This window comes from Janthinobacterium sp. SUN033 (genome assembly GCF_030397595.1).
Taxonomy (GTDB): Bacteria; Pseudomonadota; Gammaproteobacteria; order Burkholderiales; family Burkholderiaceae_D; genus Janthinobacterium; species Janthinobacterium kumbetense.
This window is the reverse complement of sequence record NZ_JAPQNV010000004.1, coordinates 21,213-37,251: the sequence shown is the minus strand read 5'-3', so window position 1 is coordinate 37,251 and position 16,039 is coordinate 21,213. Positions and strand designations below refer to the sequence as shown.

13 protein-coding genes and 2 tRNA genes are annotated in these 16,039 nt (G+C 63.9%); 6 read left to right on the top strand and 9 right to left on the bottom strand.

The genetic code is table 11. The annotated features are described in order from the left end of the window. Positions 1-323 precede the first annotated feature (323 nt). The 3 genes from OX460_RS17270 to OX460_RS17260 all read right to left on the bottom strand — a co-directional run bounded on the left by OX460_RS17270 (position 324) and on the right by OX460_RS17260 (position 3,221). Positions 324-1,673, bottom strand: a complete 1,350-nt coding sequence (locus OX460_RS17270) for a hypothetical protein (RefSeq protein ID WP_289899403.1) — start codon at positions 1,671-1,673, stop codon at positions 324-326. Positions 1,674-1,859: 186 nt separating this feature from the next. Further along, positions 1,860-3,011, bottom strand: a complete 1,152-nt coding sequence (locus OX460_RS17265; protein WP_289899402.1) for a serine hydrolase domain-containing protein — start codon at positions 3,009-3,011, stop codon at positions 1,860-1,862. A 134-nt stretch (positions 3,012-3,145) separates the two neighbouring features. Next, positions 3,146-3,221: transfer RNA gene (locus OX460_RS17260), tRNA-Phe, on the bottom strand. 119 nt (positions 3,222-3,340) lie between these two features. Between OX460_RS17260 and OX460_RS17255 the strand changes: the two genes are divergently transcribed. Continuing rightward, positions 3,341-4,111, top strand: coding sequence for a hypothetical protein (locus tag OX460_RS17255; RefSeq protein ID WP_251349253.1), 771 nt, complete (start codon positions 3,341-3,343; stop codon positions 4,109-4,111). 41 nt (positions 4,112-4,152) lie between these two features. On the opposite strand, the gene OX460_RS17250 is transcribed toward OX460_RS17255, so the two are convergent. After that, positions 4,153-4,584 carry a hypothetical protein gene (locus OX460_RS17250; protein WP_289899401.1) on the bottom strand — a complete coding sequence of 144 codons (432 nt, stop codon included), beginning with the start codon at positions 4,582-4,584 and terminating at the stop codon, positions 4,153-4,155. A gap of 208 nt (positions 4,585-4,792) precedes the next feature. Between OX460_RS17250 and OX460_RS17245 the strand changes: the two genes are divergently transcribed. Further along, entirely contained in the window at positions 4,793-5,788 is a 996-nt protein-coding gene (locus OX460_RS17245; RefSeq protein WP_099665580.1) for a cytochrome-c peroxidase, read from the top strand. Positions 5,789-5,830: 42 nt separating this feature from the next. Here OX460_RS17245 and OX460_RS17240 read toward each other — a convergent pair whose 3' ends face one another. From OX460_RS17240 to OX460_RS17230, 3 genes are all read right to left on the bottom strand, one after another. Further along, positions 5,831-8,215 carry a S9 family peptidase gene (locus OX460_RS17240; protein ID WP_289899400.1) on the bottom strand — a complete coding sequence of 795 codons (2,385 nt, stop codon included), beginning with the start codon at positions 8,213-8,215 and terminating at the stop codon, positions 5,831-5,833. Positions 8,216-8,307: 92 nt separating this feature from the next. Then, complete coding sequence (locus tag OX460_RS17235) at positions 8,308-10,566, bottom strand: EAL domain-containing protein (protein ID WP_289899399.1); 2,259 nt, start codon at positions 10,564-10,566, stop codon at positions 8,308-8,310. Between the two features lie 137 nt (positions 10,567-10,703). Beyond that, positions 10,704-11,510: a YggS family pyridoxal phosphate-dependent enzyme gene (locus OX460_RS17230; protein ID WP_289899398.1), complete on the bottom strand. Its 807-nt coding sequence runs from the start codon at positions 11,508-11,510 to the stop codon at positions 10,704-10,706. Positions 11,511-11,602: 92 nt separating this feature from the next. Here OX460_RS17230 and ptsJ point away from each other — a divergent pair, with 92 nt between their 5' ends. Both ptsJ and OX460_RS17220 read left to right on the top strand, forming a co-directional pair. Next, positions 11,603-12,904 (top strand): transcriptional regulator PtsJ, encoded by a 1,302-nt coding sequence (gene ptsJ / locus OX460_RS17225; RefSeq protein ID WP_289899768.1) that lies wholly within the window; start codon positions 11,603-11,605, stop codon positions 12,902-12,904. A gap of 33 nt (positions 12,905-12,937) precedes the next feature. Further along, positions 12,938-13,657, top strand: a complete 720-nt coding sequence (locus OX460_RS17220) for a hypothetical protein (protein WP_289899397.1) — start codon at positions 12,938-12,940, stop codon at positions 13,655-13,657. 51 nt (positions 13,658-13,708) lie between these two features. On the opposite strand, the gene OX460_RS17215 is transcribed toward OX460_RS17220, so the two are convergent. Continuing rightward, entirely contained in the window at positions 13,709-14,014 is a 306-nt protein-coding gene (locus tag OX460_RS17215) for a PsiF family protein (RefSeq protein WP_289899396.1), read from the bottom strand. 266 nt (positions 14,015-14,280) lie between these two features. Here OX460_RS17215 and OX460_RS17210 point away from each other — a divergent pair, with 266 nt between their 5' ends. Beyond that, complete coding sequence (locus tag OX460_RS17210; protein ID WP_077399286.1) at positions 14,281-14,820, top strand: DUF2058 domain-containing protein; 540 nt, start codon at positions 14,281-14,283, stop codon at positions 14,818-14,820. A 132-nt stretch (positions 14,821-14,952) separates the two neighbouring features. On the opposite strand, the gene OX460_RS17205 is transcribed toward OX460_RS17210, so the two are convergent. Next, positions 14,953-15,028 (bottom strand) — tRNA-Phe (locus tag OX460_RS17205). A gap of 186 nt (positions 15,029-15,214) precedes the next feature. Here OX460_RS17205 and dkgB point away from each other — a divergent pair. Next, positions 15,215-16,039 (top strand): 2,5-didehydrogluconate reductase DkgB, encoded by an 825-nt coding sequence (gene dkgB / locus OX460_RS17200; protein WP_251349247.1) that lies wholly within the window; start codon positions 15,215-15,217, stop codon positions 16,037-16,039.

The window sequence follows — 16,039 nt, the reverse complement described above, 5'->3', positions numbered from 1 at the left end:
AAAGCCAACCCGAAGGTTGCTGTGGCTGTTCAAATTGGAGTGGCAGCACCGCGACTGAGGGCCTGGTGCTGCCTGGCACGCTTATTTGACGGTCAAATCTGCCTGGGCTGCAGGGGCCGGCGACGAGTCGCCACCGCCGCCACCGCAGGCAACGACGAGCATACACGCGCTAAATACAATTGCCAGAGTCTTCATCGAACTTGTCCATTCTCAATAGTTACGCCTGTGCTGGCGTCACCTTGAAACGGCCATGGCTGTGCCAGAGCCGGGCCTTTGATGTCACTTAAATCCAGGATGGTGACCCGGATGGGCAGTAGGGAAAATTACAGCGTGACGGGTTCCGGCGTGAGCATGTAGCGCGCATATTTGCCATCCCCCAGGTCGCAGAAGCCTGCCGCCCACAAGCTGCCATCGGTCTTCTGGATGAAGGAGCATGCGCTGCCAGCCCATGCGGCGGCAATCCCGGTACCGACTTGCCGGAAGGCGCCGCGATTGAATTGGCCATCGCCGAACTGGCCGTTGTTGCCATCGCCGCCTGCCCACAAGGTGCCGTCGGACTTGACGGCAAGCGCATAATAAGTGCCTGCCGATATGCTGACGAAGCCATCTCCCACCTTGACCGGCGTGGCGGCAGTGGGCGTGGCGGCGGGCGCCTGGTTGGGCGCGTTGCCGCCCCAGTTCCACAGCGAATGGTCCGCCTTCAAGCCATAGACCGCATCGTAGCTGGTGGCAATCGCAACATAGCCATCCGCGATCTTGACCGGTGTAAATGGCTGGTTGGCCAGATTCTGGGTCCATGTCCACACCGAGCCGTCGCGCTTGAGGCCCAGTGACGCCCCGCCACTGCCACGGGCGATATCCACGTAGCCCGTGTCTATCATGCGCGGCGTCAGCTCCGGTTCGATGGCGTTGGGTTGCTGCAGGCTACGCGCGCCCCAGACCCACAGGCTGCCGTCTTTTTTCAGGGCTTCGGCGTTTTCGCCGGCGACGCTTCTCTCGCCTTTGACGACGACCTTGACGAAATCGCTGCCGATCTGCACAGGAGTGGCGTTTGAGCCGCTCGTGCCATTGCCCTGGATGCCTGCGTCATTGCTGTTGCCCCAGCTCCAAAGCGAGCCGTCTTTCTTGATGGCCAGGGTGGCAGCGATGCTGACTGCGACATCGGCGTAGCCGTCGCCGATCTTGACCGGTACGGGCTGGAGAGGGTTCCAGCCCCAGAGTGTGCCATCAGATTTGAGGGCGGCGTAGCGCCAATTCAGGCTGGTGACGAATGCGGCAATGGCCTGATAGTCGACGGAGAGCTTGTGCAATGGCGATGCGGCGCCGGCGCTCGCGGACACGGCGCCCTGGCGCGCTCCCGATTGCCCGGTCGGCGTGCAGCTGAATTGACGCTGCGTGCTGCTACCCCCGCTGAGCTCGGCGATACCTGCGCAGTCCGTCAACGCAAACTGCATGTTATCCGGCAGATTGCTGCCAGTCACAGTAAAGGTGGTGACCATGCCGATGTTGGCCTTGGCGGGCGAAACGGCGCTGACCTCGGGCGGCAGGGGCGTTGGCAGTGTGGGCGGTGTCGGGGGTGGAGCGGGAGGCGATGTCGGTGAAGTACTGCCGCCGCCGCAGGCGCTCAAGGCGAGCATTAAGCTGGTCGCTGAAATAATACGCAAATGAGTCATGGGAATGCAATTTATAAAATTGCATGATTGTAACTTAAGTCATATTGTCGTACGGCATTATTGTTTTCGGCGCCAGCAAACAAAAACGCCACCCGAAGGTGGCGTCTTGATCAGTACTGCTGCATTCTTGCTGGCCCGGGGCGGAATCGAAGCAGCGGCACGAAGATGTGCCAAACAAGGCCCGGCCTACTGCGCGCTTTCCATGGATGCCACGGTGTCGAAGATATGCGCCAGCGCGCTTTCCATGGCGCCGGCGGTGGCGTCGCCGCTCTGGTTGGTGATGATGTAGACCCCGAGCTGATATTGGGGAACGATGTAGGCGTAGCCTTGCGCACGCGGCACGCCGCCATGGTGGACGTAATGCGTGCCCAGCTGGCGATTCGTGCCGATGTTCCAGAAATAGGCAATGCTGAAGTCATCCTGAAAGCGTAGCAGCGGCTTGTGCGATTCGACGACGGCGGGATGGGCGCTCAATTGCAGGCGCAGGTATTTCGCCATGTCCGGCATGGTCGACTTCAGGTTGCCGGCGGCCCCCCAGGGCAGTTGCGGCATCGGTGTCGTGATGACGGGATTGTCGCTGTGGTAGCCGGGCGCCAGCCTGTCGCTATCCCCAGCTGCGATTCTCAGCCTGGTATCGTGCATGCCGGCTTCGCGCGCGAGCAATTGCGTGAGCAGCACTTCATAGGGCAGGCCGTAGATGGTTTCGAGCGCGTGCGCAACGAGTTCGGTGCCGGCGCTGGAATAGGCGTAGTCCTTGCCCAGCGGACCGTTGATGTTGACTGTATGCAAGTCCTGCCAGAATTGGGGTTGTCCGTAGTTGGCATAGGCTGCGTTGAGTTTTGCCGGCGTGGCGTGCGCCGTGAAATCCTGCAATACGGTGTTCACCTGCAATGGCAGCATGCCCGGCATATTGCTCGTGTGCGTGATCAGATGGCGCAAGCGCACGGGCTGCCCCTGCGACTGCAGGTTCGGGTAGGCGGCCGGCAGGTATTTTTGTATGGGATCGTCGAGCGTCGCCTTCCCATCGAGCACCGCGTTCGCCAGCAGCAGGCCGGCAAAGGTTTTGCTGACTGAGCCGATTTCATACAGCGTTGTATCGTTGGGCGGATTGGCCTTGCCGGTCTCCAGCTCGCCTTGATGCAGGATGAACTCCTGGCCGCGATAAACCAGGGCTATCGAGGTCGCGTGCAGCAGTTTCGACTGCAGCAGGGTGGTCGCGGTCTGGCGCATTGCCGCAGGAATGTCATGCGCGGGCACTGTGGCCGCGGGCTTGCAAGCTGCCAGCAGCAGTGTCATTCCGGTTGTGATTGCGGCGAGTCTGATCATCATGCGCACCATCCAGTGGGGAGGGGCATTCTCGCACAATGGGTTCGGCGGCGACAGAAAAAAGTCACGCGTACGGTTTTGCCTGAGAGCGAAAGGCGGTGGCGGACAAAAGAAAACGCCACCCGAAGGTGGCGTTTTTTTATTCTTGGTGGCCCGGGGCGGAATCGAACCACCGACACAAGGATTTTCAATCCTCTGCTCTACCGACTGAGCTACCAGGCCAAGGCGGCGAATTATAGCAGAAAGACTTTCCACCTGACCAGAGCTGGCTGTGTTCAAATGCAACAGATGGCCAAAACATGGTGTTTTGGCATCCTTGTATGACCGAAAGGGATGTGGCGATGCAGCGACGTATTGGAGTGCAAGGCCTGGCGGTGGCGGGCTTGTTCGGTTTGTTGTGCGGCGCGGCGCGGGCCGACGGGTTGGCCGAGCTGAACGCGGCGCTGGCGCGCTTGCAGGGGCAGATGCCGATCAAGGCGCAGGTCGAATCGAAAACCTGGCGCCGCGAAGGCGAGGGCAAGGCGGCGGAAGAGGATAGCGGCCAGGCCACGGTGGCGGTCGAGGGCGGGCCGGCGGGCTTGCAGGTGCTGTACAGCAAGGAGGTGCTGGCGAAAGTGGAGGCCGAGCAGCGCGCCAAGGTGAAGGATCCGAAGGCCAAGGCGCCGATCGGCTTTGCGCTGGGGGAAATGAAGGCGCCGGAGCTGCGTTCCATGGTGTCGGCGGCGGATACCCTGTCGCGCGAAATCGAGGAAGCCGTGTTCAGCGGCGAAAAAATGGATAGCTATAAGGGCAAGCCGGCGCGCCTGCTCAGCTTTACCTTGTCGCTCGACAAGGTGCCTGAGAAAGACCGCAAGTATGTGAAGAAGTTCGAAGGCGGCCTCGATGTGTGGATCGCGGCGGACGGCACGCCGCTGGCCAGCCATTTCCACGTGGATGTGAGCGGGCGCGCCTTTGTCGTCATCAGCTTTACGCAAAAGACGGACGAGACGCGCCAGTATGGCGTCAGCGGCGACCATTTATTGCTCCTGCGCAAGGAAAGCAAGAATGCCATGTCGGGCGCGGGCGAGAAGGTGGAAAGCAAGATCGTCAAGACCTTGCAATTGCAGTCCTGACGCGTTGCCGAACCTCATAAGCTGCTGAATCAGCGGCTTTTTTACATGGCCGAGCTGCCGCCCAGGCCGCTCTTTTGCAGCACGCAGCGCCCTGCCTGGCAAGTGGCGCCCGGGTCCGTGATGATGGAGCAGGTCGACATCATGCCGTCCGCCTGCTGCTGTTTGCGGCTTGCCTCGGCTTGCGCCTGGGCCAGTGCCTTGAGTTTCTTGCCGTCATTGCTTTTGCTGGACCACGCCAGATAGCGCTCGGGGCCGCCGCAAGCCTTGGCGCCGATGGCGATGGTCTGGCATTGCTGGGTGGAATCGCACGCGGCGGCGCCCACTTCCGCCTGGATCTGCGCCAGCAAGCCGGCATTGCCGGGGGCGGGCGGCGCATCATCTTGCGTGGGGGCGCTGCCGCAGGCGCTGGCGGCCAGCAGCAGGAAGCTGGCGCACGCGGCGCGCAGCAGGGTGGAGTAGGTTGGCGTTTGCATGCGTTCATCATGTGCCACGCTTGCGTAAATGGCAAGCGCGATTCGCACTTGGGCAGAACCTTGATCCCGGTCATTTTCCTTATTAACTAGTCAAAGTTAATATAAATCAACATCCAACCAGCGATGTACGGGTGGCAACCGGGCCGGTGCGCTGCATTCCCGCGCCGGCGCGCGCCGCCGATTCGGGAATGTTTCCAGGAGTTAGACTATGCGCCGCACCTTATCCCCCTTCCTCTTCATCGCCAGCCTGACTTTCGGCAACGTGCTGCACGCCGCCGACAAGGAGCCGATCCAGCCGATCACCGCCGCCAAGGTGGCCAATCCGGCCATGGTCGAGCTGGGCAAGAAACTGTTTTTCGATCCGCGCCTGTCGCGCTCGGGCTTTATCTCCTGCAATAGCTGCCATAACCTGAGCATGGGCGGCACGGACAATATCAAGACGTCGATCGGCCATAACTGGCAGCGTGGACCCATCAATTCGCCCACCGTGCTCAATTCCAGCATGAACGTGGCGCAATTCTGGGATGGCCGCGCCAAGGATTTGCAGGAGCAGGCGGGCGGCCCTATCGCCAATCCCGGCGAGATGGCTTTTACGCATGAGCTTGCCATCGACGTACTGGCCTCGATTCCCGCCTACCGCGCGGAGTTCCGGCAAGTGTTTGGACAGGATAAATTGACCATCGAGCAAGTCACGCGCGCCATCGCCGCCTTTGAAGAGGTGCTGGTGACGCCCGGTTCCCGCTTCGACCAATGGCTGTCGGGCAAGAAAAGCGCGTTGACGAAAGACGAGCTGGCCGGCTACCAGCTGTTCAAATCGAGCGGCTGCATCGCCTGTCATAACGGTCCCGCCGTGGGCGGCAACACCTTCCAGAAGATGGGTGTCGTCGAGCCGTACAAGACGGCGATGACGGCGGAGGGGCGCTCGGCCGTGACGGGCAAGGATGCGGACCGCTTCAATTTCAAGGTGCCGACCCTGCGCAACGTGGAGCTGACGTATCCCTACTTCCACGATGGCGAGGCGGCAACCCTGACGCAAGCCGTCGACGTGATGGGCCGCCTGCAGCTGGGCCGCACCTTCACGCCCGATGAAAATGGCAAGCTGGTGGCCTTCCTGAAAACCCTGACGGGCAAGCAGCCGCACATCGTGCTGCCGATCCTGCCGCCATCGTCGGATACGACGCCGCGGCCCGTGCCGTTTGACTGAATGAGTCCATGAAAAATGCCCGCATCAAGCGGGCATCGGGGTTTATTTCAATGTTCTCTGGAACAACTGATAGATGCGGCGGTACTCGTCATACCACGCTTCCGGCTGCACGAAGCCGTGGCGCTCCATCGGGTAGCTGGCCATTTCCCAGTTATCCTTTTTGAGCTCGATCAAGCGCTGCGACAGGCGCACGGAATCCTGGTAAAACACGTTGTCGTCGATCATGCCGTGGGCGATCAAGAGATTGCCCGTCAGTTTATCGGCGTATTCGATCGGCGACGAGATTTTATACGCTTGCGGATCGACGTCCGGCGTGTTCAGGATATTCGCCGTGTACTCGTGGTTGTAGGTGGTCCAGTCCGTCACTGGACGCAGCGCGGCGCCGGACTTGAAGATTTCCGGCGCGCGCATCAGGGCCATCAGGCTCATGAAGCCGCCATAGCTGCCGCCATAGATGCCCACGTTCTTGATGTCGCCCTGGTGCTGGGCTGCCAGCCAGTGGGCGCCGTCGATGAAATCTTCCAGTTCCGGGTGGCCCATCTGGCGGTAGATGGCCGTGCGCCAGGCGCTGCCGTAGCCGAGCGAGGCGCGGTAATCGACGTCGAGCACGATGTAACCCTGCTCCACCAGCAGGTTGTGGAACATCTGTTCGCGGAAGTAGACGGGATAGCGCTGGGTCACGTTCTGCAGGTAGCCGGCGCCGTGCGCAAACATGACGATGGGATATTTCTTGCCCGCTTCCAGCTGGGCCGGGCGGTACAGCTTGGCCCAGATGGGCGCCGCGCCATGCGTGGACGGCACTTGCACCAGTTCCGGCATGACCCAGCTGCGCGCCTTGAAGGCGTCGCTGCGTGTATCCGTCAGGATATTGGCCTTGCCGCCGGCAATGGAAATCGTCGCCAGCTGGGCCGGCATATAGCTGGTGGAATAGCGCAGCAGCAGCTTGCCGTTATCGGGCGACAGGCCGAAGTTTTCCACGCCTTTCAAGCCTGTGACTTCGCGCGCGCCGCCCTCCTTGGCCGTGCTGGCGCACACTTCATACGTGCCTGGCGCCTGCCGGTTGCACATGAAATACGCGGTTTTGCCGTCGCGGCTCCATTCGACGGCGCTCACTTCCCACTGGCCGCTGGTCAGGGCGCGCGCCGGGGCCGCGCCCGTTTTCGTGTACAGGTGGGCGTAGCCGCTTTCCTCGGACAGATACCACAGGGTGGCGTTGTCGGGCAGCCAGCCGAATTCGTCGGCGCGGCGGTTGACCCAGGCCGCGTCGCTGATGCGGTGCACGGGCAGCAGGGCGGCGTTGGCCAGGTCGACGTTGGCGAGCCAGCCATCCTTGTTGTCGATGGCGCGGATGCGCACGGCTGCCTTGCTGCCGTCGTCGGTCCAGGCGACGCCGTCGCGCTGGGCGTCGATGCGCACGGGACGGTTGCCTTTCAGGGCCGGCAGCTTCTGTTCGGCGCGCATGGCGGCCAGCGGGTCGGCGGCGATGCCGGGCAGGTTATCGAAGGCGATCTCGCGCACCTGGCCCGTGCGCAGGTCGGCCAGTTTCAGGCTTTGCGCGATCGGCATGTTGCGGCCCACGCGCGTGCGCTCGTCGTCCGCTTCCGGATAGCCCGTTTCCGTGACGTAGCGGGCCAGTTTGCCCAGCTTGCCCTTTTCGGCGGCCTTGTCCTGTGTGACGAACAGCAGCCAGCGGCCGTCCGGCGACAGGGCGCTGCCGGAAATAGTGATTTTGTCGCCCAGGTAGATCGGTTCCGGTGCGCGCGTGGCGTCCAGGCGGCGCTCTTCATGGCGGCGTTCGCGGCTGGCGTCGCGGTCTTCCTTCTGGCGCGCCAGGTTGACGATCAGGCGCAGCTGCAGTTCGCGCAGGGCGTCCGCTTCCGGCTTGGCGTCCGGGTCCTTGACGGCGCGCAACAGGGCCACGGGGGCGCTCAGGCGGTCAAGCCGGTTCCAGCTGAACCAGTCTGTGCCGCTGCGGTATTGCACGGCGCCGCCGTCGGCGGAGTATTGCGGGTCGCTGATGGCGGACACGCCGCGCGTGATCTGGATCAAGGCGCCGCTTTTCAGGTCGCGCTCGAACAAGTCGCCGTTGCGCAGCAGGATGGCGCGCGTGCCGGCCCGGTTGACCACCATGTGCTGGCCGTCGAGATTGGCCAGCTGCGCATCGTCGACCTTCTTGCCGCTATTGAGTTTGGCGTTCGCGCCCGGCAATTGATAGGTGTCGCGCAGGGGCGAGCCGAGGCGTTTCTGCTTGTAGTAGAGCTGGCCATTCCAGCCCCACCATGCCGCTTCGACGGGCGTGCCGATCCAGTCGGGATCGGCCATGGCCTGGTCCAGGGTGATGGGCGTGGGCGCGGTGGATGGAGCCGCATGGGCGGCGGGGAGCAGAGAGAGCAGCAGGAGCGGCAGCAGGGGAAGAACCAGACGCATCGGGGATCACTTTAATCAAAGGGGATGGTGAAGGTACAGGCTATGAGGCCGGTATTCTAGCGGAGGAGTTTCGTGCAGGAAATGTCGGAAAGCTAAGCCTGATACCGGGCCAGCCAGCCGGGAAAGTCGTCCAGCGGCATGGGCCGCGCATACAGGTAGCCTTGCAAGCCGTCGCAATCGTGGGCGAGCAGGAAGTCGGCCTGCTCCTGCGTTTCCACGCCTTCGGCCACCACGCGCAAGCCCAGATGGCGCGCCATGGCCAGTATCGCTTGCACGATGGCCGTGTCGCGCGCATCGTGCGGCGTGTCGTCGATGAAGCGCTTGTCGATTTTGAGTTCGTACAGCGGCATCGAGGTCAGGTAGGCGAGGCTGGAATAGCCGGTGCCGAAATCGTCGATGGAAAAGCGGATGCCCAGGGCCGCCAGTTCGCGCATGCGCGCCAGCGAGGCGTCGCGCTGGTCGATCAGCAGGCCTTCCGTCAGTTCCAGGATCAGGGCGCCGGCCGGCGTACCGTGTTCGGCCAGCGCCGCCTGCACGCGGGCGGCGAAATCGGGCTGGCGAAACTGGGCCGGACTGACATTCACGGACAGGGCGACGGGCTGCCCGGCCCGCGCCAGCATGGCGGCGGCGCGGCACGCCTCGCGCAGGGCCCAGTGCCCGAGCCGGACGATCAGCCCCGATTCCTCGGCGATGGGAATGAAGATGCCGGGCGCGATATGGCTGCCGTCCGCCTGCGGCCAGCGCATCAGCAATTCGGCCCCCGTCACCCGGCCATGGCGGTCGACCTGCGGCTGCACGTGCATGCACAGTGCATGGGCATCGAGGGCGCGCGCCAGCGCCCGTTCCAGGGTCAGGCGGCGTTCCACGCCCGCCTGCATGGCCGCTTCAAAGAAGGCGATGCCGTTGCGTCCTTCTGCCTTGGCGCGGTACATGGCGATGTCCGCTTCGCGCAGCAGGTCGTGCGCCTGCTGGCCCGCTTTCGGCAGCAGGGTCACGCCGATGCTGGCGCTGCAATGATAGGACTGCCCGTCGATATCGAAGTCGCGCGCGATGGCGGCGCGGATTTTCTCGGCCACCTGGGCCGTCGCGCGGGCGGCGCTGTCGAGGTCTTCTGCCAGGTGCGCCAGCAGCACGACAAATTCATCGCCGCCGATGCGCGCCACCGTGTCGGCCTTGCGCATCAGCTGCGCCAGCCGTTCGCCGGCCAGGCGCAGCAGCGCGTCGCCGGTGGCGTGGCCGCGCGCGTCGTTGATGTGCTTGAAGTGGTCGAGGTCGATGAACATCAGCGCGCTGATGGTATTCCCTCGCGGCGCGGCGGCCAGCAGGTGGCCGATGCGGTCCATCAGCAGGCGCCGGTTGGGCAGGCCCGTCAGCACGTCGTAGAAGGCCAGGCGGTGGATGTCCGCTTCCGATTTCTTGCGCTCGTCGATTTCGCGCTCGACGGCCACCCAGTGCGTCTGCTTGCCGTCCGCATCCGTGAACGGCGCCAGTTCCGCTTCGACCCAGTACGCCTTGCCGGCCTTGTTGTAATTGAGCAATTCCGCCCTGGCCGGCTGGGCGTTGGCCATGGCGGCGGCGACGCGCGCCAGTTCGCCCGCATCGGTGGCGGGGCCCTGCTGGAACAGCAGGCTGCGGCCCAGCACTTCGGCGCGCGCATAGCCGCTGCTGCGCTCGAAGGCGTCGTTGACGAAGATGATGCGCGTGGCCGGCGCCGCGCCGCCGGGGGCATCGGTCACTTCGGCGAGCATTACCATGTCATTCAGGCGGGCCAGCGCCGTGGCCGTCAAGCGCAGGTCGGCGTTCAGCTGCGACAGGGCCTGGCTGCTGCGTTCCAGGTGGCGCAGCAGGAAGGCGCAGGACAGGGTCAGCACGGCGGCGATGAACAGGAAGTTCAGGGCCACGATCAGCGCGCGCAGCACGGGGGAGTCGGGCACGCCCTGCACGTGCAGGGCGACGTCGGGATGCAAGCCGAGGAAAAAGATGGTCAGCGAAGTCAGGGCCAGGGTCGACAAGGCTGGCCGCATCCCCAGCAGCAGGGCCGCCAGCACGGGCATGAGCATCATGTAGATCTGGCTGACGGGGCCGATTTTCAACAGCAGGCCCACGCCCACCAGGTAGGCGACGATGAGGAATTGCCACACGCGCCAGCGGTAAAGCATGGCGCGCAGATGCCAGATGAGACCGATCCAGCCGATGGCCAGCACGTCGAGGGCGACTATGGGCCAGATAGCTTCGCGCGCCGCCAGCAAGGCGCTGGGGATGGCGGTGATGATGCCAAGCAGCAACACTACCTGCAGCAGGCGCGAAAAAATCTGTCCGCGCCAGTGCGCGAGATCGTTTGACGCGGCCACGCTGCCGTCCTTTCCCCAGGAGCTGTGCTGCCGAGCTGAGCAGTATGGTAAAAATATTACGCGCTATCTTTATGCATGTCATCTTGATCATTCGGCATGGTTGACTGCGCGGCTACCTGCGGGGCGCGTCGGGCCGCCTACTCCGTCTGCGCCGTGGGCCAGTAGTGGCTGTCCGGCGTGTCCCGTGCGCCGAAGATGGCCTGGCCGACCCGCACGACGGTGGCGCCTTCTTCGATGGCGATTTCATAATCGCCGGACATGCCCATCGACAGCTCGTCGAGGCTGATGCCAGGCGGGGCGTCCTGGCGCAGGCGGTCGCGCAGTTCGCGCAGCAGCACGAAGCAGCGGCGCACGCGCACCGCTTCCGCCGACAACAGGGCCAATGTCATGAATCCGCGCACCCGCAGCGCCGGGAAGGCGGGCAGCTGGCGCAGGAAAGCAGCCACTTCGTCCGGCGGCAAGCCGTACTTGCTGGCTTCGCCCGACGTGTTCACTTGCACGAATACGTCGAGCCCGCGCCCTTCCGCCTGCAGGCGCCGTTCCAGCGCCTCGGCCACGCGCAGGCTGTCGAGCGCCTGGAACTCGCTGGCAAAGCGCGCCACCAGCTTGGCCTTGTTGGTCTGTAAATGGCCGATCACCGACCATTGCAGGTCGGCCAGGTCCGCCATCGCTTCCCACTTGCGGCCCGCTTCCTGCGGCTTGTTTTCCCCCAGCAGGCGGCAACCCGCGGCATAGGCCAGGCGCAGGCTCGCCTCGGGCTTGGTCTTGCTGACGGGCAGCAGACGCACGCCGGCCGGATCGCGCCCGACCCGCTGGCATGCGGCCGCCATGCGCGCATGCACCGCCGCCAGATTGCGGCGGAAGTCGTCCACGGAAACGGCTTGCGGCCAGCGCCCATGCTGCGCGTGCATGGTGGGAGTGGGCAGGGGAGTGTCATTGTTCATGTGTCAGCCTTGTGTCAGCCTTATGAGCGGCAGGAGTCGCCGCAGTGATGTATGATTGTCCTATGCCAAAATATATCATGTCTGAGACCATCATGAAGATGACGGGGAAAACCGCGGCGCAGCTGTTCGACAGCATCCGCGCGCTGACGCAGGCGGGTGAACTGCCGCCGGGCCAGGCGCTGCCGACCGTGCGCGAGCTGGCGGCGACCTTGGGCGTCAACCGCAATACCGTGTCGCTGGCGTACAAGCGCCTGGTGACGGCCGGGATCGCGGTCACGCAAGGGCGCCTGGGCACGGCCATCCGCGCGCAGCGCGATCCCGGCGAGCAGGAAGGCCTGCTGCCCGGCTCGCCGCTGGCCGACCTGGGCGGCGGCAATCCGAACCTGGCCTGGCTGCCCGATATCGGCGCGGCCCTGGCGCGCAAGCCCTACCGCCCGCGCCTGTATGGCGAGGCCACGCTGGACCCGGCGCTGGAAGCCCTGGCGCGGCGCTGGCTGGCCGGCGATTGCCCGGAAGGGCACGACATCACCCTGACGAATGGGGCGGTCGATGCGGTCGAGCGCCTGCTGGGCGCGTACCTGGTCGCTGGCGACAAGGTGGCCGTGGAAGACCCCTGCTTCGTCAGCAGCATCAACACCTTGCGCATCGCCGGGCTGCACGCCGTTGGCGTGGCGGTCGATGCCGAGGGGATGCAGGCCGGAGCGCTGGAACGGGCACTGGCGCAAGGCGCGCAAGCCGTCATTGTGACGCCGCGCGCGCACAATCCGACCGGCTGCAGCCTGAGCGCTGCGCGCGCGGACCAGCTGCGCGCGGTGCTGGCCGCCTATCCGCACGTGCTGGTCATCGTTGACGACCATTTTTCGCTGCTGTCCGTCGCCGGCTACCGGGACGTGATTCCCCCTGCCGCCCGGCGCTGGGCGCTGGTCCGTTCGGTATCCAAGATATTCGGCCCCGACCTGCGCCTGGCCGTCGTCGCCAGTGACGGACAGACCGCTCGCCGCCTGCGCCTGCGCCTGGCGCCCGGCACGAACTGGGTCAGCCATCTCTTGCAGGACGCCGTGAGCGCCTGCCTGTCGTCGCCCCACGTGCTGGCGCAGGTGGCCCTGGCCCGCGCAGACTATGCGCGCCGCCGCGGCATCCTGGCCGATGCGCTGGCGGCGCAAGGCCTGGTTTGCGCCAGTCCCGCCGATGGCTTGAACCTGTGGCTGCCGCTGCCGGGCAGCAGCCAGGCGGCCGTGCTGGCGCTGGCCAGGCATGGCTGGCTGGTGCGCGGTGGTGAAGCGTTCGGCGTGCAGGCGCCGGCGCAGGGATTGCGGATCACCGTGTCGAGCATGGATGAAGCGGGCGCGCAGGCGTTCGCCGGCGTGCTGGCCCAGGTGCTGGGCCGGCCATAGTTTTTTAATTCCTCGCCACAGAAAGGGAACATCATGAAAGTCCATTTCATCGTGCATGAAGCGTTCGAGGCGCCGGGCGCCTACGAGACATGGGTGCGCGAGCGCGGCTACGCGGCCACGTATTCCCGCGTCCACGCCCTTGAGCCGCTGCCCCCGTCCATCGCGGACATCGACCTGCTGGTCGTCATGGGCGGGCCGCAGTCGCCGTCGACGACGCGCGAGGAATGCCCGCATTTCGACGCCGCAGCCGAACAGGCCCTGATTGCCGCATGTGCGGCGGCGGGCAAGGCGGTCGTCGGCGTCTGCTTGGGGGCGCAACTGATAGGCGCAGCCCTGGGAGCGCGCCAGGCGCACAGCCCTGAAAAGGAGATCGGCAAGTTCCCCGTCATGCTGACGGCGGAAGGAAGGGCGAACGACAAGTTCGCCCATTTCGGCGAGGTGCTGGAAACCGGACATTGGCATAGCGACATGCCGGGCCTGACTGACAGCGCGACGGTCATCGCCTGTAGCGAAGGCTGTCCGCGCCAGATCATCGAATACGGCAGGCTGGTGTACGGCTTCCAGTGCCATATGGAGTTCACGCCGGAGGTGGTCGAACTGCTGATCGCCGCGTCGGAAGCCGAACTGGCCATGCTGGAGCCGCACCGCTTCGTGCAGCCGCCAGCGGTCTTGCGCAGCCACGACTGGCACGCCATGAACGGCCAGCTGTTCGGTTTCCTTGACCGCCTCATGCAGGCGTACGCCTCGCCGTGAAAAAAAACGCCAGCGTCGACGCTGGCGTTGGGGGGCAAACAGGCGAGGCGCTTATTTCTTCGGCGCGCTCAGGCATTCCTTCATGAAGGCTTTGCGGGCATCGCCCTTCATGTCCTTGGCGTCGACATTGCACGCTTTCATCTTGTTTTGCTGCGTCATGGCCGGTGCTGGCTTGGCGCTCAGGCATTCCTTCATGAAGGTCTTGCGTTCATCGCCTTTCTTGCCGGCGGCGTCCGCATTGCAGGTCGTCATCTTCGATTGTTGGGCCGTCTTGGCGGCGGGCGCCGCTTCCGGTGCGGCGGCAAAGGCGGTGCTGGCAAACGCGGCGGCGATGCAGAGGGCGATTAATTGTTTCATGGCAAATCCTTGTAGACGCAGTCGGTGGAAGGGGGCGATGCAATCGGCAGAGAATGCCGATATGCAAAACGTAACTAACTATATGACATTTATCAACAAAATTTCCACTCGAGTGTGTCTTTTTGTTACTGGCAGGCAGAACGCGCCCGCCGGCTGGCCCGGGCAGCCATCTTGCGGCGGCAGCGCCCCTGTTTTTTGCTATGCTAGCGTCTTTCCACCGGCCGATGCCGCTGCCTTGGCCGGCGCACCCTCAATACGGAGTAGTTATGGTCTCGTTGCAAGAGCAGTTTTTAAAGGCCGGCCTGGTCGACAAGAAGAAGGTCAAGCTGGCCAACCAGGACAAGAGCAAGCAGAAAAAGGACGAGCGCAAGAGCGGCACGCAAAGCGTCGATGAAGTGCGCCTGGCCGCGCTCGAGACCCAGCGCAAGAATGCCGAGCGCGCGCGCGAATTGAACGCCCAGCGCGACGCGGCCGCCAACCAGAAGGCCATCGTGGCGCAGATCGCGCAAATGGTGCAAAAGAACCGCCAGAGCAAGGGCAACAACGGCGACGTGCCGTACAACTTTACATTTAATAACAAGATCGAGCGCATCTACGTGACGGCCGCCGTGCAAGCCCACCTGGTGGCGGGCCGCCTGGTCATCATCTGCCTGAACGGCGCCGTGGAACTGGTGCCGCGCATCATCGCCGACAAGATCGCCGAACGCGACCCCGCCATCGTCGTGCGCGTGAAACAGGCCAGCACGGAAGTGGACGAGGACGATCCGTATGCGGCGTTCCAGATTCCTGATGATTTGATGTGGTAAGAGGGGTGTTTGCCCGGCGCTGACGGCGTCGGGGGAGTGGTTGCGGGCCGGAAACGGCCTGCGTGTTGTATAGACAGTCCATAAACAAAAACGCCACCCGAAGGTGGCGTTTTTGAATGTAAAACGAATTCTTGGTGGCCCGGGGCGGAATCGAACCACCGACACAAGGATTTTCAATCCTCTGCTCTACCGACTGAGCTACCAGGCCAAGGTGGCGAATTATAGCAGACCAAAACGGGAATGCAAGAGCCGGCTGCGACTTTTCCCCGATTTCCTGCATGGACATGGTTTTACTTGCTTGTAGGTCAAATATGATTTGATATCAGCGGTATTTTTCTCAACAAAGGATGGGCGCATAGTGTGGCCATCGACATTGACTTGAGAGGATTACCGCATGAACGCCACCACAAATCGCACCGCCATCCCTGAAATCGGCCTGGGCACCTTCCGCCTGCAGGGCCAGGTCGTCATCGATTCCGTCACCACGGGTCTCGACGTCGGCTACCGCCATATCGACACGGCGCAAATCTACGGCAACGAAGCCGAAGTGGGCCAGGCGATCGCCGCCAGCCCCGTCCCGCGCGACGAGCTGTTCGTCACCACCAAGATCTGGATCGAGAACCTGCAGCGCGACAAACTGATTCCCAGCCTGAAGGACAGCCTGCACAAGCTGCAATTGGAGCAACTGGACCTGACCCTGATCCACTGGCCGTCGCCGCAGGACGCCATTCCCGTCGCCGAGTATATGGCGGCGCTGGCGGACGCCAAGGCGCAGGGGCTGACGAAAGCCATCGGCGTATCGAATTTCACCAACGCGCAGCTGCGGCAAGCCATCGCTGCGGTGGGCGCGTCTGAAATCGCCACGCAGCAGGTCGAGATCCACCCCTTCCTGCAAAACCGCACCGTCATCGACTTCGCGCGCAGCCAGGGCATCCACATCACGGCCTATATGCCGCTCGCGTATGGCAAGGTGGTCGTCGATCCCGTCATCATGGCCATCGCGGTAAGACATGGCGTGACGCCGGCGCAAGTGGCCCTGAGCTGGTCGCTGCAGCAGGGCTTTGCCGTGATCCCGTCGTCCACCAAACGGGCCAACCTGGAAGCGAACCTGCATTTCCAGCGCATCACCCTGTCGCCGGACGAGATGGCGCAGATGGCGACCCTGGAGCGTGGCGAACGCCTGGCCAACCCGGACGGCCTGGCGCCGCAGTGGGATTGA